The organism is Streptomyces sp. NPDC052107 (genome assembly GCF_040680215.1).
Classification (GTDB): domain Bacteria; phylum Actinomycetota; class Actinomycetes; order Streptomycetales; family Streptomycetaceae; genus Streptomyces.
On record NZ_JBFAWG010000014.1, the window covers coordinates 1 to 20,127 of the forward strand.

The 20,127-nt window shown below is 67.1% G+C and carries 11 protein-coding genes and 1 pseudogene; 7 read left to right on the forward strand and 5 right to left on the reverse strand.

Annotated features, from left to right (window positions below):
- Positions 1-119: 119 nt before the first annotated feature.
- Positions 120-1,286, reverse strand: a pseudogene (locus AB0M27_RS17840) (NERD domain-containing protein); the annotation flags it as partial.
- A gap of 497 nt (positions 1,287-1,783) precedes the next feature.
- On the opposite strand from AB0M27_RS17840, the gene AB0M27_RS17845 reads away from it, so the two are divergent.
- Positions 1,784-5,059, forward strand: coding sequence for a class I SAM-dependent DNA methyltransferase (locus AB0M27_RS17845; protein WP_365722719.1), 3,276 nt, complete (start codon positions 1,784-1,786; stop codon positions 5,057-5,059).
- 104 nt (positions 5,060-5,163) lie between these two features.
- On the opposite strand, the gene AB0M27_RS17850 is transcribed toward AB0M27_RS17845, so the two are convergent.
- Genes AB0M27_RS17850 through AB0M27_RS17860 form a run of 3 tightly spaced genes read right to left on the reverse strand, consistent with a single transcriptional unit; the run spans position 5,164 to position 12,490 of the window.
- On the reverse strand, positions 5,164-7,920 hold the full coding sequence (locus tag AB0M27_RS17850) for an RNaseH domain-containing protein (protein ID WP_365722721.1): 2,757 nt from the start codon (positions 7,918-7,920) through the stop codon (positions 5,164-5,166).
- A complete protein-coding gene (locus AB0M27_RS17855; RefSeq protein ID WP_365722723.1) occupies positions 7,917-11,300 on the reverse strand; it encodes a hypothetical protein in 3,384 nt (1,127 codons plus the stop codon). The genes AB0M27_RS17850 and AB0M27_RS17855 overlap by 4 nt, the downstream gene beginning before the upstream one ends.
- The gene (locus tag AB0M27_RS17860; protein ID WP_365722725.1) at positions 11,297-12,490 is read right to left on the reverse strand and encodes a hypothetical protein; all 1,194 of its coding nucleotides are present in this window, start codon (positions 12,488-12,490) and stop codon (positions 11,297-11,299) included. The genes AB0M27_RS17855 and AB0M27_RS17860 overlap by 4 nt, the downstream gene beginning before the upstream one ends.
- A gap of 482 nt (positions 12,491-12,972) precedes the next feature.
- On the opposite strand from AB0M27_RS17860, the gene AB0M27_RS17865 reads away from it, so the two are divergent.
- From AB0M27_RS17865 to AB0M27_RS17890, 6 genes are all read left to right on the forward strand, one after another.
- Complete coding sequence (locus AB0M27_RS17865) at positions 12,973-13,278, forward strand: winged helix-turn-helix domain-containing protein (RefSeq protein WP_365722939.1); 306 nt, start codon at positions 12,973-12,975, stop codon at positions 13,276-13,278.
- Positions 13,279-13,484: 206 nt separating this feature from the next.
- On the forward strand, positions 13,485-14,690 hold the full coding sequence (locus AB0M27_RS17870; protein ID WP_365722728.1) for a tyrosine-type recombinase/integrase: 1,206 nt from the start codon (positions 13,485-13,487) through the stop codon (positions 14,688-14,690).
- A gap of 313 nt (positions 14,691-15,003) precedes the next feature.
- Complete coding sequence (gene pcaC / locus AB0M27_RS17875; protein WP_365722730.1) at positions 15,004-16,293, forward strand: 4-carboxymuconolactone decarboxylase; 1,290 nt, start codon at positions 15,004-15,006, stop codon at positions 16,291-16,293.
- A 47-nt stretch (positions 16,294-16,340) separates the two neighbouring features.
- Positions 16,341-16,976 carry an MBL fold metallo-hydrolase gene (locus AB0M27_RS17880; protein WP_365722732.1) on the forward strand — a complete coding sequence of 212 codons (636 nt, stop codon included), beginning with the start codon at positions 16,341-16,343 and terminating at the stop codon, positions 16,974-16,976.
- 35 nt (positions 16,977-17,011) lie between these two features.
- Positions 17,012-17,791, forward strand: a complete 780-nt coding sequence (locus AB0M27_RS17885; RefSeq protein WP_365722734.1) for an exodeoxyribonuclease III — start codon at positions 17,012-17,014, stop codon at positions 17,789-17,791.
- Positions 17,792-17,806: 15 nt separating this feature from the next.
- On the forward strand, positions 17,807-18,226 hold the full coding sequence (locus tag AB0M27_RS17890; protein WP_365722736.1) for a DUF6278 family protein: 420 nt from the start codon (positions 17,807-17,809) through the stop codon (positions 18,224-18,226).
- A 191-nt stretch (positions 18,227-18,417) separates the two neighbouring features.
- Here the strand turns inward: AB0M27_RS17890 and AB0M27_RS17895 are convergent, their stop codons facing one another.
- The gene (locus AB0M27_RS17895; RefSeq protein ID WP_365722738.1) at positions 18,418-20,037 is read right to left on the reverse strand and encodes a CocE/NonD family hydrolase; all 1,620 of its coding nucleotides are present in this window, start codon (positions 20,035-20,037) and stop codon (positions 18,418-18,420) included.
- Positions 20,038-20,127: the final 90 nt, after the last annotated feature.

The window sequence follows — 20,127 nt, forward strand, 5'->3', positions numbered from 1 at the left end:
AGAGTGCACGGCGACGGAGCCCTCTGCCTGTGGAAAGGAGTCAGGGCTCCGGGTATTGAGTAGGGGTCATCCGGCGCCGTGCACTGCTATTAGGTCCTGAGCATTGCTCCATGGAACCCCGTCACGTTAGTCGGAGCCAGGGTCAGCGGCCGGCCGCGGCTGGAGCGTTGCCCAGTGGCGATCTGCCAATCCGCGATCTGCGTCCACGGACGCAGCCAGCGCTGCTCCTCGCCGAGCTCCCGCCCGCGTGGACCGCGGTCGCGCGGAATCACATGCACCGCGTGCGCCGACAGCGTGCGGTGGTGGACCCGCCGGGAGTGCGCGGAGCGCACCGTCTCGGCAAGCTGCCGCACCAGCGCGAGGCGCCCCTGCAGATCGAGACCCTCACCGTGCTGGACCAGGTAATCGTCCAGGCGCAGCGTCTCCGGGTGGTAGTCGAAGAGGATCGCGGGCCCGGCGGGATGCCCCGACGGCAGATAATTCTTCAGCTGTACCGCACCGGGATGACGAAAACGGCTGAGTACCGATGCCTCGCGGGCGGCGGCACGCTCCACCGAGCGCCGCTCGTCGTCGGAGGCACCACGTTCACTGAGGAAGACCCGCACCCGTGCCAGATCGTGCAGCTGGGAATGGCGTCCCAGATAGTCGGCCCAGGACGGCCCGGAGTCGAACGCCTTCGCCTCCAGGAGGTAGGAGCCCACCTCGTACTGGCGGCGGATCGGTGCGATACGGAGCTTTTTCAGGGCTGCATCGACAAAGCGGGATGCCTCGGCTGTGATCTGGTAGCGGGCGTCTCCCGGCGGCACGGCCAGCATCTCCACCAGCTGCTTGACCGTGAACACGCCGTTCATGTCGGCAGCCGGAAGGTTCACCTGAAGCTTGTCGTCCGTGAAGCAGACAGCCTCACCCACCCAGATCTTCGTTCGGTGCGCGGGCCGACCGGAGACGCCGTTAATCAGGCCCGACAGCTCCTTGGCCTTCCGGTTCGCCAGGTGCAGCGGATTGCCGTGCCGACGGCTGGTCCCGCTGGGCGTGGTCTGCACCCAGTCGTTGCCGCCGCCGTGGACCGAGCCGTGCCAGTCCTTCAACTCGACCAGGAAGACCCCGGCCGGCGCTACCACCAGAAGATCGACCTCACGGACGTGCCCGCTGTTCGCGGTGAACATGAAGTTCGTCCAGGCACGCCACGGTTCCTCATCTGGCAGACGCCGGCGGATCGCCTCAAGACCACGGCGCTCGTGCTCATACTCGGACTCGGTGACCGTCGTCCACCGGTCTTCCAGCATGCGGCTCCCCGTCCGTGTCTGTATGCCCGCCGTGGTTCCTGTCGGCGCCTTCAGGAAGCACAGCTCAACCCTCGGACCGAATCCTAAAGGGTGACACTGACATCAAGAGCGGCCTGAGCGTGCTACGACAGAGGCCCTGCCACGCAGACCTGGTGGCGTTGGAACGGGGGAGAGTGCACCGCGAACGGATTCGGCCAGGTGGACCATAGCGATTCAAGCCGCAGCAGTGCCAAGTCGATTGCGTGTACGGATGAAGCGGTGGGTGTCGGGTGGGCGATCACATCGCCGGTGCGGTGGTGTTATACCTTCGCGTCGCAGCAATTGCTGACGCGGTCATGCCAGGTCGAACCCATGTGTCGCCGACTGCCGCCGGGGGGCGGCAAGGGCTGATTGGCAGGAGTGGGCCGTCGCAGTGATGCCCTCTGCGTAAGATCCAATGACTGTGTGAAGATCGGCCTTGGGTGCAGGAGGGGCCGGGTGGCCGGAGGGGGAATGCCATGAGCGATTCAGGGACCCAACTTTCCAGGCATATCTGGTCGCTCACGGATCTTCTTCGCGGGGACTTCAAGACATCTGAGTATGGCGGCGTCGTATTGCCGTTCACCGTGCTGCGGCGCTTGGATTGCCTGCTCGAACTCACTCGCCAGGAAGTGCTGGACACCTCGGCCAAATTGGCGGATAAGGGTGCACATTCGGACTCATTCCGGGATGTTGCGCTGCGCCGCGCCTCTGGCCATCCCTTCTTCAACACCAGTCGCTACGCCCTGGATGCTGTCGTCGCCGACCCGAGCAACTTGGTCGCGTTGCTGCGTGAGTACGTGCGCGGTTACTCCGAGAACGTCAGGGACGTGTTCCAGCGCTTCGAGTTCGACCGCACCGTCGAACGGCTGCACCACGCTGGGCTGCTGTATGCCGTCGTCAGCCGGTTCCTTTCCATGGACCTGGGGGCACCCCTCTCTGCCGGCGACATGGGGCTTGTGTTCGAGGACCTCGTACGGCGCTCTGTCGACCAGGCAGGAGGGGCTGGCGCCGATGAGCACGTCACCCCCCGTGACGTCGGCCGGCTGATGTCTGCACTGCTACTGCAGCCCGATCAGCATGAGCTCACGCGTTCCGGCGTGCTCCGCACGGTCCACGACCCGGCCTGCGGGACGGGCGGACTGCTCGAGGAGGTGGCCGAGCGCATCGAGACCGCCAACCCCTCGGCGCATGTGTCCCTGTACGGCCAGGAGATCAACGCCGAGACCTGGGCTGTCGCTGGCTCCAACATGCTGATGAGCGGACGCGATCCGGGACAGATCCTGTTCGGGAACGTCCTGCGGGAGGACCTCTTCGGGGACCAGCGCTTCGACTACCTGTTGGCGCACCCTCCATTCGGCCTCAGCTGGAAGCACGCTGAGCAACAGGTCCGCGCCGAGCATGAACTGGGCAATGCAGGACGGTTCGGTGCGGGACTGCCGCGTGTCAGCGACGGATCGCTGCTCTTCCTTCAGCACATGCTGGCGAAGATGAAGCCGGTGGACGCTTCCGGTGATGGTGGCAGTCGTGTCGTGGTCCTCTTCAGCGGCTCTCCCATGCAGGGGGGAGCCACTGGCCTGGGTGAGTCCGACGTCCGGCGATGGATTGTCGAGAATGACTGGCTCGAGGGCATCGTCGCCTTGCCTGACCAACTCTTCTACAACACCGGCGTCAGTACGTACCTATGGGTCCTGAGTAATCGCAAGAAGTCGGCGCACAGGGGCAGGGTGGCCCTGGTCAAGGCGCAGGACCACTGGCAGAAGACGCGGCAGTCATCGGGCAGCAAGCGGAAGTACCTCGGCCCCGATCAACTCAACAAGATCGTCCGGCTCTACGAAGAGGCGCTGTCGGCTCCGGTCGGCGGGTCTCCCCGCGACCAGGTGAGTGTCGTGCGGAACGAGGACCTGCTGTACCGGCAGATTGTCATCGAGCGCCCGCTGCGCTTGCGCTTCGAACTCACCACCGACGGCTTGCAGCAGCTCTCCTCCCTGCGGCCGATCCAACGAGGGGACCACCCCGATAAGCTGGTTGGCGCGCTGCGTGGGCTCGTCGGAACGTCTTGGACCACCAGCTCAGACGCCTTCTCGGCACTGCGGCACGCGGTCGCGACCGTCGGCCAGACCTGGCCGCGAGGTGCCGCCTTCGAAAGGAGCGTCCGAAACGCGATCGGGGTGCGCGATGACCAAGGAGAAGTGCAGCAGCGCCGGGGTGTGACGGAACCTGATCCGGAGTTGCGTGACCTGGTCGTCGTGCCGTTGCGGGACGATCCTGATGAATACTTCCGCAAAGAGGTGCTGCCCCACGCTCCAGATGCCTGGCTCGACCATGCGAAGACCCGGCGCGGGTGCGCCATCCGGACTTCGCTCTTCTACGTCGCGGAGCTTGACGGGGAGTTTGGGCCGCTGCGTTCCTTCGCACAGCTGGAGACAGAGCGTGTCAAGCTGCGACGTCCGCGACGCGGCGAGGCAGAGCCCATCCCGCCCAAGCATCTCACGGCCTCCTACCTGCACAGTGTCGACTCGGCCTTGGAACTGCCAGATGCGGAACTGGATGACTCCGAACTGACACCATGCACGGGCGGCGACTTGGTCGGGCGCTCTGGTAACTGGCGCCTTCTGCCTGCAGGGTTCGGTGACGCAGCCACTCGGCTGTTCGTGCTGCACCCCACCCCGGGGAGCGGTCGTGGACTATGCGAATGGCTCAACTCCCGTAAGAGCAACGCGGCTTACCCGCAAGCCCGAGAGCTGCTCGATACGCCCGTACCAGTGGAGTTGGTCGCAGCCCCGGAGGTGGAGGATCTACTGGCAGAGGTGCAGGAGGGCCGTCATGCGCTGCGAATGGCGACGGACGGCATCTTGCCGAACGTCTTCGCCGGCCCCGAGACACGCGTTGCGGAGATCCGTCAGTCCATCCGGTTCGTCGCTCGTGAGGCGCGCCTCGCGGGACAATTGGTGCGCCCTTTCGATGACCCTGTGTGGCGTGCGGAGGCGAGCTATCCATTTCACGTAGCCGCTCTCGCGCGGCGTTACCGCGTGAGCACCCACCCGGCCGAGAGGAAGGACGGACTGCTCAAGCTTGGTGAAGGAACGGCGCGCACGCTGGGCGTCCTTGCCTTGCGTGAACTTATTGCGCACCACGGGAGCTTCACCAGCTCTCTACGCAAAACTTTCGGTCAAGGGGCGACCTTTGGTACCTGGACCACGCTCATTAAGAGATTCATGGATGAGGTCCCAACGCCTCAGCTGCCGGAACTCGTCGCGCTCCGCGAACACGGCGTCACGCTATCGCTTCTGAAGGACATCAAGGATTTCCGTAATATTTCCCACCACGCTCACGGGGTACGCAGGAGTCACGAACTCGACGAGGACGTCGAAAAGCTCGAACCGTATGTGGTCTCGGCGCTCAACTCAGTCAACTGGCTGTCGAGCACCGACTGGTTTTGGGTGGAGCGCTGTGAATACCTCGATGATTCCTCCTTCCAGGCTGTGGGCCTGAGGCTACGAGGGAGCCACCCGAGTTGGGAGCCGTTTAGTCGGCCGATCAACCGCCCCCTGCGGCCGGACAGGATATATGTCGACGGCACCCCGCCAGGCGTCCCGATCGATCTATGGCCATTGGCCATGGTCAGCCTATGCCCGGATTGCCGCACTCGGGAACTGTTCCTACTCAATAAGATTTCAAATGGCACGGCAGTTCTGCGCAGCCTGGAGGAGCACGAGTTGACAATCCCGTACACTGCCCAGGCTCAGAACTAAGTTGGTGAATGCGTCTAGTTTGAGGCGTGTTCACTGAACTAGGGCGTGCTGTTTGTGTGGTTGCTGCTGGGAGGAGAATTTCGGTCGCACGCGAAACTCGCAGTTCACAGGTGGTCGCCGGATCCGTTGCTTGCTGGAGTCTGCAGCTCCGTCTCCTCGCAGCTGCGTCGCCAGTAGGGGTGGTCTTTGTCGATCTGTCTTGCCAGACGAAGAGGTGTGGGCTCGGTCTGTCGACCATCCCAACTGACGCCCTGGTTGGTGAGTACGATGCCGACTTTGCCGATGAGATCTGCATCGGCTGTCTCTGCCGCGGGGATGACGGTGAGGCGTACTGCGGTGTGGGCGTATCCGTTCTTTCCTTGCCGTGCCTTCGCCTGCGCGTCTAGCCGGGTGTATTCACCTCCGAAACGGCCACCGGGCCCAGCGGCATATGTGCGCGGGACGCTGATGAGGAGGAAGTCAGGCAGGTAAGTTGCACCGTCGTCCGAGGCAAGCTGGAACGGACTGTTGGTGGTGCTGGTGCGGCGCCATTGACCGTCCTTGCCGTAGACGTAGGCGCCGGTGGGGCGGCCGATGCGTTCCAGGTCGTTGATCGTGCGCACCACTGCCATGGGGCGCTGGGCCCGCGGAAGGCCGTGCCCGGGCAGCCACGAGGCTGGTCGTGGGAGGTCGCTGGGGGGCTGCTGACCGATATTCTCGTCTCGAAGGCCGGCCCAGATGTACTCGGAGGTGTCGCCGTTGACGTAGATCACCATGGGGCCAGGCGGAGGCAGTTGGGTTCGGGCTGCCAGCAGAGCGGCCTCGGTGATCTGTGCCGCGGCGGATGCTTGGTGGCTCTCGTCGCCGACGGTTTCGAAGTCGGCGACGTCGAGTCCGAGTTCAGTGGCGTGCACGGCGAGGCGGGTGTGGAGGTAGGGGGCCCATTGGGAGGTGACGGGTGAGTAGGCCCACATGGTCCATGGTTCGCTGGTGCCGCCGGTGGGGCGGATGGCGGTGAGCGTGATGGTGATGGGGGCGGGCTTGGTGTTGCGCTGGCCGTACTGGCGTGGCTGGTGGTGGCGTCGTACGTGGATACCGATGTGCCACCAAGGGTGCAGCGGCAGCGGGCCGAAGGCGGCGCCGAGGCGGTGGTCGGCGAGGCCGAGGCCGCGGAGCATGTCGCGCAGTGAGTTCTCGGTTGAGTTGGCGAGGCCCGACTCCCGTGCTGCGGTGGCCTTCTCGATGTACTTGGGGGAGCAGGGATCGCCGTTCTTCTTGTGCGTGGGGACGGGGGCAGGGGCTTGCTTGATGTACTGCGATGTGATGCCCATGCGGGCCAGCGCGGCTTTCGAAGGCCACTTGCCGTCTTCGGCCTCAGCCTGTTCCTTCTCCTCCGGAGTGGCGAACTTGCGGTCGGGGTCCCATTGGGTCTCGCACAGGGCGGCGATCGTCAGTCCTGGCGTGCGATGCGGGGCCAGGAGGGCCTCGAGCTGCTGCTGGCGGTGCGCTGAGGACGCGGGGCCGTGCGTGAGCGCACCGGCCTTGTCCTCCAGAAACAGCAGGTGCACCCGGCCCGGGATCACATCGGTCACGACGGTGTTGTCCGGCGCGACGAAGTCAACCCCGAGGTTCCACTGCCGGGCGATCTCGCGCTGGAGGCGGGCGCGAACCTCATCCGTGTGCCACAGCACCACGACCAGGATTGTGTCGAGCTGGGCAGCATCCATGGCGGCGGGCAGGTCTTGGGGAAGGATCGGGCCGCTGATACGGATGCCGGTCTTGGCCGGGGGAACGGAGAGGTCCGGCACCTCGACATACAGCGGGCTGCGGGATCGGTAGCGCTCGCAGTGTCCGTCGATGTCCTCCTCGATCCGGCGGAACATCTCCATCCCGTGGCCGCGCCCGAGGCCGGGCGTGACGACGCTCTTGGGGGCGACGGCCCGCACCGCGCCCAGCTCGGCATCGGGCGCGATGGCCTGTTCATCCAGCGTCTCGGGGAAGGGCGGGACACCTCGGCTCAGCCGGGATAGGCCGGCGAGCCGTCGGCTGGCGGCGACAGCGGGCACATTCAAGCGGCGCTGCCACGAAGGGCCGTCGGTGTGAGCGGCAACCGCGAGCGGCTGCTCAGGGTTGGAGAGCAGGACGGTGGCGACGCCGTACCACCGGTTTGCCAGCAGCGTGGCGACTGCATTGATGGTGACTGCGTGGCGTGAAGAGTGTCCTGTGGCTGCCGTGCCGATCTTGATGCGGGGCAGGAGGCGGCGGATTCTTCCCTGGGTATCGGGGGCGCTGGGCAGCTCGTGGCCGATGGCAGCGAGCGTGCCGTCCGTGCACAGCGTGAAGCGGACCGGATCGTTCGAGCCGAGCTTCCAGTCGATGCGGGCCAGATCCTGGGCCAGGCGCCAGCGGGCGAGTTCGCCGGGCCACCAGCTCAGGGTGCGTCGTCCGGCCACCGGGCGCGGGAGGTCGGGGTAGGGCAGGAGCGGGGCCCGGGCGACCAGCTCGGCCAACTGCTGGGCGAGCTGCCTGCCGTGCCCGTCGGGGAAGATCGCTTCGCCCCAGTACAGGAAGACGTCATAGCGGTCCTCGGCTGTCATCTCTGCGCCGGTGATCAGCTGCGCCTGCCCGTCGTTTACGTCCCAGCGTGCCCAGTCACCGAGAACGGCCCGCAGGATGGCCTCCAGGGAGCGGTACGGGGGCTGCACGTCCTTCTTCTTGTCGCCGAAGCGTTCCTTGTAGGCGCTGCACAGGTCGCACCAGAGACCAAAGGCCGTCGGGCCGGGGCGGTAGGCATAGACGGTGCCCAGGACGTTGGCGTCGGTGCGGTATTGCAGGAGGCCGGCGCGCTTGCGGGTCTCGTCGCCGGGGGGACACGGGTTCATGCGGCAACTCCGAAGTGGTCGGGGTATCCGTTCCGCAGGCCGGCGCGCAGCTGGGGGGCCTGGGCGTAATCGAGGAACTCTTCGGCGGTGTACCCGTAGGTGCGGCCGGTGCCAGCCAGTTCCTTGGGGGTGTAGCTCGTGTACAGGTCGCGCACCAGAGTGGGCAGGTCGCTGCCCCAGGTGGTGTCGTGGAAGGCGCCGTCGATGAAGTGCAGTTCGACGTGGGTCTGGCCCCGCCTGCCGCGGCCGGCCAGTTGGATGCACTGCCCGAGCAGGGTGGCGATCAGCTCACTGCGGAGATCGTCGGGGAGGGCGGTGAACCGCTTGGGGGCGGCGAGGATAGCCCACAGACGCTGCCGGGCCATCTTGCGGACCGCGGCGAGGCGGACTGCAGGAGAGCCTGCACGGGGCGTGGAACGCCAAGCGCAGGAAGCGATGCTGGCGGCCAGGACGGGCGGCTCGTCCACCGGCATGACCGGGCGAATGGCGAGTCCGATCAGCGTGATCGCCGACTCCCGCTTGCCCGACGGCGCCGTGGTCAGAATGTTCAGGCCCCGCTCGGTACGCGGCAACGGTGAGATGAGGACGTCCCCGCCTCGGTCGGCGAGCTGCGAGAACTGGTCGCGGGTGACCAGGCTGACCGCGTCGGGAACCGGCGGCAGGTCGGGGTTCTCCTTGTCGGGGGTGGCGACGCAGATCTTCAGCTTGCGGCCCAAGGCCAGCGCGGCTTCGTACAAGGCGGCGGCGAACAAGCGTGCCTGTGCGTAGGAGTTGACGGCGATCAGAGCCCGGGCCCGATGTGCGGTGGCCGGGTCAGCGGCCAAACGGGCTAGGTCTGCGATGAGGGCAGGCGCGTATCCGCTGGCCAGTGCGGCGACGCGTTGGGCGCGTTCGCGGTAGGGAGTGCTGCCCACCGCCAGGGTGCGCTGGTCGACGACGGGGGTACTTCGGAAGATGGTGAGGCCGCCCTGTTGAGCGTCGGGCATTGTCCACTGCGGTTCGGCCAGCAGGTGTGTCCGTGCGGCCCGGGGCAGATATCCGGTTGCTGACATGCCCAGGATGACCCTGCGGTGGCCGGCGAGGGCCAGCGACACGATGTCGCCGAGGTAGGCGGTCTCGGTGTGCGGATCGCCGCGCAACACCTCCATGAGCAGGCGGGGTTTTGCCGTGGGGTCGTCCAGGCCCTCGAACCGGAATCCGCTGATCTGCTGTCCCAGCGGGCCGAAGGGAACGATGTTGCCGGTGTCGCGGTGTCCGACCGCATCCGCCACCGTTGAGGCGGCGTCGATGCCGTGACCAGCCAGTTCACCGGCCCGGTCGGCGAGATCGAACACGGTGTGGTTCAACGCGCTCAGCCATGCCTTCATCATCACCGCGTGGAAGACCCCAGCGGCGAGGACCGGGGCGGGCAGCTCCTGGCGCTTTTCGCTGCGGCTCTTCTGCTCGGAATGCGGTGGTGCTTCGTGGGCCTGCTGACCCGTGTCCCTCTTCTTGCGTTCGCGGGCCTTGGCGAGCTTGGTGACGGCCTTCTCCACGATCTCGCGCAGCAACTCCTTGGTTTCGTCGAGCTCCCACTGACCGCCTTCGTCAATACTGAGTATCCGCTCCAGCACGTTAGGGACCTGCCGCAGATGGTCCGGCAGCACAGCAGCGGAAACGCGGTCTTCCGGACGGGCAGCGACAGGTGGCAGCAGGGCCTGCAGCTGGTCCATCTGCGCGATGGAGGCGCTGTCATCGACCTCCACACCGATGAGATCTTCCAGGAGTTCGCGGTCCCAATGATGCGGCTGATACCAGCGCCGGCGGTCGCGGAGCACCTGCCGCATCCGTCGCGGGTCCTGCCCGGAGGCCAACGCGTGCGCCTGATACGTCTCCGTGCACACCTCGCCACTGCTGGCCAGGTCCAAGAGCTGCTCGGAGAGGAAGACGGCCCGAGTCAGCGGTCCCCGCGCCTCCAGTCGCAGCCGTTCAGGGGCACGGTGCAGGTTGTCACGGATCTTTCGCATCATGGTGTTCGGTTCGCTGACCGACGCCAGCACCAAGCTCTGCGACGATTCGAAGCCACGGGACTGGTAGGCGTCGACCTCATCAATGATCACCAGGTGGGAGAGACGCAGCAGCGTCTCGCGCACGCTCACCTGACGACGCAGTTCGCCGTCCACGATGACGGGAATCTTCACCATGCCGCGCTGGAAACAGGCATGCGTCGTCACGATGATCTGGGCCGAGCAGGCAGCCCGGATATGGGAGAACTTGTCACACCGGTTCACGAACGGGCACAAGGCGGCGCCTTGGGGACCGTCGGGGTCCGTATGACGCAGGCTGCTGCACGGCTCCCGCCCGTCACCGAAGGCGTCGCGCCCCTCCAACTGCGCCCTAACCGCGCAGCCATAGCCCGACTCGGCCAGGCGTTCCATGAGGTCGGCCGGCATCTGGGAGAGGGCAGTGTGCTCGTCGACTGCCTTGTGCGCGGTCTGGAGTGTGAACTCGTGGCGACTTCCCGGCGCGATCAAGGGCGTCACCGCCACATCGAGGCTCAAGGCGGCCAGCTCCCGCCGCAGCGTGGCCACCTCGCCGAAGACGTCAGCGTTGTCGCTGACCAGCAGGGTGACTGTGTAACCGTCCCGGGCCAGCTGCTTGGCCTGGGCGCGGGCGAACACATTCTTTCCCACACCCGTCGGTGCGCTCAGATGACGCATCAGCCCGGGGTCCATCAGCACCGCGGACTGCGGAAGCTTCCCTCCCCCCATCGTGCCGCTCAGCAGGAGCCCCACCTGTCGCTCCCGGAACGGATCGTCGCCCATTCCGGCGTCGGTCTTGCGCGTGAGCCAGCTCAGTACGTTCGGGTTGATGGGGATCGGGCCGGTCGCGTCGACCGTGGTGATGACGGGCGGGTTGTAGGGCATGGCGGTGGTCCCGAAGGCCAGCTGCAGCGGACCGCGGGAGCTGGTGGCGACCCAGCCGCCACCACTGGCCACGCGGATCTGGACCTCCCGGTCCGTGGGCACGAGCAGCCGGTCCGCCGACTCCAGCGGGTCCTGGCCGTGGCGCGGGTAGACCTCCACCATGCGCCAGCCATCCCGGGCCCCTGCGGTGTAGCGGTAGAAGACGGGATCTTCCCACTGCTGGTCGAAGCACTTGCGCACACGGCGTTGTACCGACGTCAGATCGGCCTCGCCGCGAGACCGCTGAGCGACTAGCCGTCCGATGCGCTGCTGCTCGGGGTACGTCAGCGAGTCCCATTCGGGCCACACCTGTGCCGCCTGCCCTGACATCAGGACGTGGGCGTCCTCCAGCCGGACGACTGCACGACCTGCGTCGTCCTTTGCCGGGAAGTAGTGCTCAGCCAGCGCGAGACCCGCCGCGAGAGTCCGGCTCATGCCGCGCGAACCTCCGCGATGAGATCCAGATCCGTGATCACCCTCGCGCCGAATGGGCCCAGCACCCGGTTGAGCACAGCGGTGTATCCGCGTAGGTGCTCGGGGATGACCACGGTCAGACCTGAGCAGCCCTCCGGATCCGCGCGCATCTGCTCCGCGATGCCCTGTGGGTCAGCCCAGGTCTTGACATCGACACGCCAGGTGATGCCGTTCTTCGTGATGTGGAGGTCGTAGCTGTCGCCGAACGGCCACAGGCGAACATCTGCGCCTGCGCCGTCAGCAAGCGCCTCCAGGTCAATCTCCAGCAACCCGGGAATCGTGATCCACTGCCACAGCCCATACGACAGAGCGACCCACCCTTCGACAGGGCGGAGTTCGGGGATCTCCCGGATCTCACCCAGTGGCTTGAGCCGCCACTGTCCGTCGTCCGACTCCATCTTGAAGCGCGCACCCCGCTGGCGATGACGCTCGTCCTCACAGGCCAACTCCGCGCCGTGGCGGCCTCGTGGCGTCGCCCGCATGGTCCACTTGCACAGCGGACAGGGCGCCCACTGGCCGGCGAACTGCCGGACGGGGGAAATGCCTGTATACACCCCCAGGTCCGTGAGAAGGGCATAGCGAGACAGGGCACGCCGTCCAAGGACGGGCTCGTTCACCAAGATCCCGCGGCCTTCGGTGTAGGCGGCGAACCCGGCCTGCTGCAAAGTACGAAATACGGCGTGCTGCACCGCCTCGGCCGCGATGCGAGCCAGCCGCGCTCCTGGCGGAAGCTTCCCCAGGGCTCGCAGCACACTGTGAAGGTGCCGCAGATCAGCCGAGAGACCAGGCACCTCGTGGGCCTGATCGGACGCTTCCATGATCAGACGCGTCAGAGCGGCCGTGGCGGTGCCGTCATCCTCCAGCAGACGCGCGTCCCAGATCTCTGACCACGACCCAGGCCCCGGCAACAACGCGCCAACAGGCGCTGACTGCAACTGGTTCAGGAAGGCAGGGAACGAAGCTGCTTTACCGAATACGCCCCACGACCGCGTATAGCGACCGTGACACTCCATCAGGAGACGCGCACGACCCCGCGCATCCCCCTCGGGGGTGCACAACGTCATTGCTGCGATGACGCACGCATCAAGAGCGTCGCGCTGGCATTGATCCAGCTCATCGATCTCGGCTGGCGTTGCTTCGAGGGCAAGCATCTGTGAACGGTCCTCGATATCGTGCGCGGCGGCTGTGTCATGGATCCCTGCCTAGATGGCGGGTCGCCCTTTTGCTGCGCTTCTATCAGGTTTGTGCTCTTGTGCGTAAGAAGCGGGGCCTTGGCGGCAAAAATCTCCCCAAGGCTCGAGAGGGCGAAGAGACCGCCGTTGTGCCGTCCGGATGGGACCAGCTGACGGGCGTCTCACATGCGGCGTCGGCAGGGCATTCGCCCACGGCAGACGAGAAAGAGCCCCAGGGGACTGGAACCTCCGCCGGGACCATGTCAACGTACAACGTCCCGGAAAGCACCAGGTCAGCGAAGGGGCGAGGGTTCTGGGGCAGTCGGCTTACGGCTGGCCTCTTCGGCAGCCCGCGCCCCTCGGCCTCGCGGCCGAGCCCTGTCCCAAGGAGGCCCTTCTGTCGAAAACTTGCTCTGCGATCTGCTCGCTTCACTGCTCCTGTCCTCTTGGCGCTCGGCGCCATGAACGCGTGGACGGCCCAAAAGACGGAGGACTATGCGTCGCTGTCCACGGCACTGTGCCTCTGCGTCTGCGCGGCCGGCCTGTTCGGCGAAGATCTGTTGCAGCGCGGCTATCACCGAGACCGCGAGGTCCTCGCGCACGTCGCGGGGCACCCAGGAGCGGCGACCCGCCAGATAGCCCGAGCCGTCGGAGCCTCCGAGCGCGTCGTTGCCCGTAACCTCGACCGCCTTACCGCCGACGGACTCCTAACGCTCGTCACTGACGGCGCTAACCCTGCGCACAGGTCCTACCGACTGGCTTCCTGACCAGGGCAGGATCCCGCCCCCGGAGTGCAGGGCGATACATAGCAGACGATCCCCGGTTACCGAAACCGGGGATCGTCCGGACCATAGGTGCTGTTCGTCTTCGGCTGTGCTTGGCGGTGGAGCCGTAGCGGACGGTATAGCCCATTCGCCTAGACCCTTATTGGCGGAGGCGGCGCAGTGTTAATAATTCCACGCATTCGAGGAGAGTGAGCATTCTGTCCGATCCCATCAAGAAACTTCCTCCGAACTCGAAGGGGAAGGTTAGATACCGGTTTGTCGTCGACGTGGGGGTCGACCCTGAAACCGGGAAGCGTAAGCAGTTGAGGCGCACCTTCGATTCGTTGAAGGAAGCGAAGGCTGAATACGCGAACATAACTAACCGGCGGAACGAGGGATCGTTCGTGCCGCCCAACAAGATCACCGTGAACGAGTGGCTCGATCGATGGCTGGCCATGAAAGCCGATGACCTCGAAGAGACCACCATCTACAACTACACGATTACCCTGGATCGAGTTCGGGGGAGACTTGGCAAGATCCTCCTCCAGGATCTTACTGAAGAGCATGTGGAGGAATGGAGGGACTGGGCGCTGGCGCATGGTCGTGTGCGTGGCAAGAGGACAGGTACGCCACTCGGTGTCACGAGTGTGGATATGAGCCTCGCTCGGCTGAAGGAAGCTCTGGGGAGAGCTGTTACCCGGCGGTTGGTGTACGTCAATGTCGCTGAACACGTCACCATTCCTCGCAGGGCGCGAAAAGAGGAGCGGAAGAATAAGGAAGAGGTGCAGCCCTGGAACGTCCAGGAGGTTCAGAAGTTCATCCATGGCATCAGGGGAGAACGCCTCTACGCTGCGCTTCTGCTTTCTCTGATGGGGCTCCGCCCAGCTGAAGTCTGCGGCCTTCGTTGGGAAGATGTTGACTTGGAAAACGCTACGATCATCATTGCCAATACGCGCACGATGATGGGCAACCGGTACGTAGTGGAGAAGGACACCAAGTCTCTTGCGGGCGAGCGGGATTTGCCGCTGCCGGCTCTGGTGCTAGCCGCCCTCAAGGCGTTCAGGGCTCTCCAGGCCGAGGAGAGGCTCGCTCTGGGCGAGGCGTACGTGGTGTCCGGATATGTGCTGGTGCACGAGACCGGAGAAGCCTTCACGATCAAGCAACTTCGTCGGCGCGCGTACCGGCTTATGGAGCTTCTCGGCCTCCGCCGCGTCAGGCTCTACGACGCCCGCTCGTCGTGCTTCACCTTCCTAGCCAACAACGGCGTGCCGGACCACATCCTCGCGCGATGGGCCGGTCATACGAACGTAAAGACGACCAAGAGGTGGTACGTCAAGCCGGATGTAGAGGACCTCCGCGGAGCCGCCACCACATGGGACGGCCTGCACGGGGGTGCGGCGGAGGGGCAAGCGTGAGCCACGCGTTCCACCAGCCGAGCGACTTGCCGAGCCGTATGGCCAGCAGGATTGAGGCGGATTCGGAGTGCGGCTGCCGCTTGTCGACCGATAGCCATGATCGGGAGGGCCCATCCGGCTACGGCCAAGTCTCCTACCGGGAACGCACCCGCAGGGTCCGCTGTCGACGCGGTCATGAGTACACGCCGGAGAACACATAACTGGACGCCCAGGGGTTCCGGCAGTGTCCGGACCTGCCGACGCGAGAGGGCTAAGGTCCGCTAGGTTCACCCCGGCGATGTGACATCTCGTGACAGATGAGAGGCTCGGACGGGTGAGCGAGACACCACCGAACACCCTGCAATACCGCTTTGACGGGCCAGAAGAGGCTCCCGTCCTGATCCTGGGTCCCTCACTGGGTACCACATGGCACATGTGGGACCGCCAGGTGCCGGAGCTGACCAAGCAGTGGCGGGTCCTGCGGTTCGACCTTCCCGGTCATGGCGGGGCCCCTGCCCACCCGGCCGGGTCGGTCGCCGAGCTGGCCACCCGGCTGCTGGCCACGCTGGACTCGATCGGCGTGCAGCGGTTCGGCTACGCGGGCTGCGCGCTCGGCGGTGCCATCGGCATCGCACTGGCCCTGCGCCATCCCGAGCGGCTCGCCTCACTGGCCCTGGTCGCGGTCTCGCCCCGGTTCGGGACCCCCGACGAGTTCCGCCAGCGAGGGGTGATCGTCCGTACGAACGGGCTCGACCCGATCGCCCGGACCTCGCCGGACCGCTGGTTCACCGGCGGGTTCGCCGCGGCCCAGCCGGCCATCACCGAGTGGGCGGTGCAGATGGTCCGCACCACCGACCCGGGCTGCTACATCGCCGCCTGCGAGGCGCTCGCCTCGTTCGACGTGCGGACCGAGCTGGGCCGGGTCGGCGTGCCGACGCTCGTGCTCGTCGGCGCCGACGACCAGGTCACCGGGCCCGCCGAGGCCCGCACCCTGGTCGCCGGCATCCCGGACGCCCGGCTCGCGGTCGTCCCCGGCGCCTCCCACCTGGTCCCGGTCGAGCAGCCGGCGGCCGTCACCGACCTGCTGGTGCACCACTTCTCCACCGCCTGGCAGCAGCCCTACGACACCGGCCAGACCGCCCTGCCCGCCGTCCCGGTCAGCCCGGCCATCGCCGCGGCGCCGCACGTCAGGCCGGTCGCCGAGATAGCCCCGGCCGCCGTACCGGCACAGCCGGCCGGGCAGCCCGACCGGTACGAGACCGGGCTCAAGATCCGCCGGGAGGTGCTCGGCGACGCGCACGTGGACCGGGCGCTGGCCGAGGCCGACGGGTTCTCCGGGGAGTTCCAGGAGTTCATCACCCGCTACGCCTGGGGCGAGATCTGGGACCGGCCGGGACTCGACCGCCGTACCCGCAGCTGCGTCACGCTGACCGCGCTGGTCGCGGGCGGCCATCTGGAGGAGCTCGCCTTCCACATCCGGGCCGCCCTGCGCAACGGGCTCACCCCGGACGAGATCAAGGAGGTGCTGCTGCAGGCGGCCGTGTACTGCGGGGTGCCGGCCGCGAACAGCGCGTTCCGGGTGGCCCGGCAGGTCATCCAGGAGGAGACCACGCCCGCCGAGTGAGCCGTGCCGCGCCGCGCGAGGCGGTCGGTCCGGCAGGATGGTGTGACATGAAGCTCACGAAGAAGTCCCACGCCTGTGTCCGCCTCGACAAGGGCGGTCAGACGCTCGTCATCGACCCCGGCGGGTTCAGCGAGGAGGACGCCGCGCTCGGCGCCGACGCCATCCTGATCACGCACGAGCACCCGGACCACTTCGACGAGTTCCGGCTCCGGGCCGCCATGGAGAACAACCCCGCGGCCCGGATCTGGACGCTGAAGTCCGTCGCCGAACGGATCACGGCGGCCTTCCCGGGCCGGGTGCACACCGTCGGCCACGGCGACACCTTCACCGCGGCCGGCTTCGACGTGCAGGTCCACGGTGAACTGCACGCGGTGATCCACCCGGACATCCCGCGGATCACCAACGTCGGCTATCTGATCGACGGCGGCAAGGTCTTCCACCCCGGCGACGCCCTCACCGTCCCCGCCCATCCGGTTCAGACGCTGATGCTCCCGGTGATGGCCCCGTGGAACAAGATCTCCGAGGTCATCGACTACGTCCGCGAGGTCAGGCCGCGGCGCGCCTACGACGTCCACGACGCCCTGCTGACCGACCTGGCCCGCCCGATCTACGACCGCCAGATCGGCGCCCTGGGCGGCACGGACCACCAGCGGCTGACGCCCGGGGCTTCCGCGGAGGTCTGAGCCCGTTGTCAGAGGCTCCGGGTAGGTTGTGAGGCATGCGCATCGCTACCTGGAACGTGAACTCGATCACCGCCCGCCTTCCGCGGCTGCTGGCCTGGCTGGAGAGCAGCGGCACCGACGTGCTGTGCCTGCAGGAGGCCAAGGTCGCCGAGGAGCAGTTCCCGTTCGACCAGCTGCGCGAGCTGGGCTACGAGTCGGCGGTCCACGCGACCGGCCGGTGGAACGGCGTGGCGGTGCTCTCCCGCGTCGGCATCGAGGACGTCGTCAAGGGCCTTCCCGGCGACCCGGGCTTCGAGGGCGTGACCGAGCCGCGCGCCATCTCGGCCACCTGCGGCCCGCTCCGCGTCTGGTCGGTGTACGTACCGAACGGCCGCGAGGTGGAGCACCCGCACTACGCCTACAAGCTCCAGTGGTTCGAGGCCCTGAAGGCGGCCGTGTACGGCGACGCGCAGGGCAGCCGCCCCTTCGCGGTCATGGGCGACTACAACGTGGCACCGACGGACGACGACGTCTACGACGTGGCCGCCTTCGAGGGCTCCACCCATGTCACCCCCGCCGAGCGCGCCGCCCTCGCCTCCCTGCGCGAGACCGGCCTGGACGACGTGGTGCCGCGCCCGCTGAAGTACGACCACCCGTTCACGTACTGGGACTACCGCCAGCTCTGCTTCCCGAAGAACCGCGGCATGCGCATCGACCTGGTGTACGGCAACGGCCCCTTCGCCAAGGCCGTCAAGGACTCCTACGTCGACCGTGAGGAGCGCAAGGGGAAGGGTGCCTCCGATCACGCTCCGGTGGTGGTCGACCTCGACGTCTGATGCCACGCTGGGTCCATGAACCTTCCGTTCCTGGGCCACCGGCACAAGAAGAGCGGTGATGCGGCGACGCCCGCCGACCCCGAGGGGATCGCCGCGCTGCTGTCCGAGTGCGAACTGCTCCGCTCGCAGGCGGCCCAGGCGGGCGTCGGCCTCGACGACACCCCGGCCTCCCTGGAGGCCCTGGACCAGCTCGTCCCGCGCTGGCGCGACGACGCCGAGGTCCTGCCCTGGCTGGGCAACGACGCGGGACTGTATCTGGGCACGGTCGTGGTGCGCACCGTGCCCGGCGCCGCCTGGCTGATCCGCCCCGACGGCGAGCCCGTCGTACGGCTGGCCTCCGGCCGCGAGGTCGAGGTCGTCGGCGCCGGGCAGGACTGGGCCGCGAGCGGCGTCCCCGAACTGTCCCAGCTGTACGCGGAGATCGCCGAGACCTGAGCCGGTATCTCCTCCTCGACACCGGCCGGTTCACGTGTACCGCGTGGATGCCTCTTGGCACAAGGAGGAGTTCCTCCCGGCCGGGAAGCCCAGCGCCGCCAACCTCGACTAAGATGTGCCGTTCTGCATGCTGCGAGGCCCCAGGGGGCGGCGGTTCACACGGGCCGGGCTCGTCCGGCGGCAGCCGGAGATCACTGCTCGCCGAGCGGGACGGACACGTACGACGGGTCGTCCGGGGGCGAGGAGAAGGTCAGCTGCGCGCCGGACGGGTTGTGCTCGATGTACAGCGGGTCGACCGTGTCGACCACCAGCGCCAGGCGGTGCCCGGCGGGCACGTCGTAGGCCGTGGAGAACAGGTCCAGGTCGACGTCGAACGACTCGCCGGGCGTCCGCCCGTGCCAGGTGTACGGCGCGTTCGTGACGAGCTTGCCGACACCGAGCGGCCCCACGTCGTACAGGTAGGCGACGAGGGTGCCGCTCTCCGCGGTGGGAGTGAGCGTGGTGTGCAGGGTGGCCGTGCCGCGCACCTTCTGGGCGCTGCCGTACCGCTCCGACTGCCACACGGCCGCCCAACGGCGGGGCAGCAGCGGGATGGAGGCCATGGGCGGCAACTGGGCGACCTGGTCGAGGATGCTGGAGAGGAACACGATCCCGCCGTCCGCGCCGGAGTCGACGTTCGCGTGGATGGTGGTGGAGCCCGTGAGCGCGAACTTCCGCCGTGTCGCCTCGACCGACTTCCAGTCCGGGTAGCCCTCGTATCCCCCCGCGCTACGGGACTTCAGCTGGACCGGCTGCTCATGGTCGATGCCGTTGTCGGCGCCCTTCAGATAGTGGTCGAACCAGCGCTGGGTGTCGGTCCAGACGTCGTTGGGCAGCCCGAACAGGCCGGTCAGTTCGGCGGTCGCGTGGTCGCCGGGGCGCAGTTCGAGCCGCTTGGGCACGGTCAGCTTCTGGTAGAAGTCGGCGTACTGGTTGGCCGGGAAGATCGTGTCGCCCCAGGCGTTGGCGAGCATGAGGGCCGCGCCGTTCTTGTTCAGCTGGTCGACATAGGTCGCGGCGGAACGTTTCCGCCCCCAGTCGATCATCTCCTGTTCATTGGACAGGTCGGAGGCGTAGAAGTGGTCGAAGATCTCGCGCACTTCGGGGCTCTCCCGGCCGGTGAGAGTAGCCGCGCCGTCCAGTACGGCGGCCGCCTGGACGTGCTGGGTGCGGCCCGAGTAGATCGAGTCGATCAGGTCCGACCAGCCGCTGAGCGCGGCCACGGCCTTGATGCGCTTGTCGTGCGCGGCGGCGAGCAGACTGATCCCGGCGCCGTACGACACCCCTGCCATGCCCACGTGCCGAGGGTCGGCCGGGGTGTTCGCGAGGGCCCAGTCGATGACCTTGGAGGCGTCCGCTATGTCCGGCGGACCGGCCACTTCTATCTGTCCGCCGGACTGCCAGAAACCGCGCACGTTGTAGGTGAGCACCACATAGCCGGCGTCGGCGAGCTTCTGCGCCTGGGCGAGGTACTCCACCTGGGGCAGGCCCCAGCTCGTGGGCAGCACGATGAGCGGGTAGCCGTGCGAGCCGTCGGCGCCGGCGGGTGTGACGACGTTCGCCTTCAGCACGGTGCCGCCGTCGCCGGTGATGTCGACGAACCGGACGCCCGGGGTGCCGGCCTGAGCGGCGGGCGCCAGGACGACGCCGCCGGCGACGAGCGCCGCCGAGACGGCTCCTGCGGCGGCGGTGCGCAGAGCGGTGCGACCCTGCCCGCCCGTCGCCCGCCACCGCCCTATTCGATGGCGCGTCGCGCCACCCCGTTGAATCATGGGTCACTCCTTCACTCGAGTCAGTGCAAAGTGACCCGACGGTAACCGCGCGCGCTTACCGCAAGTAACCCGTCAGTAAGTTACGTACCA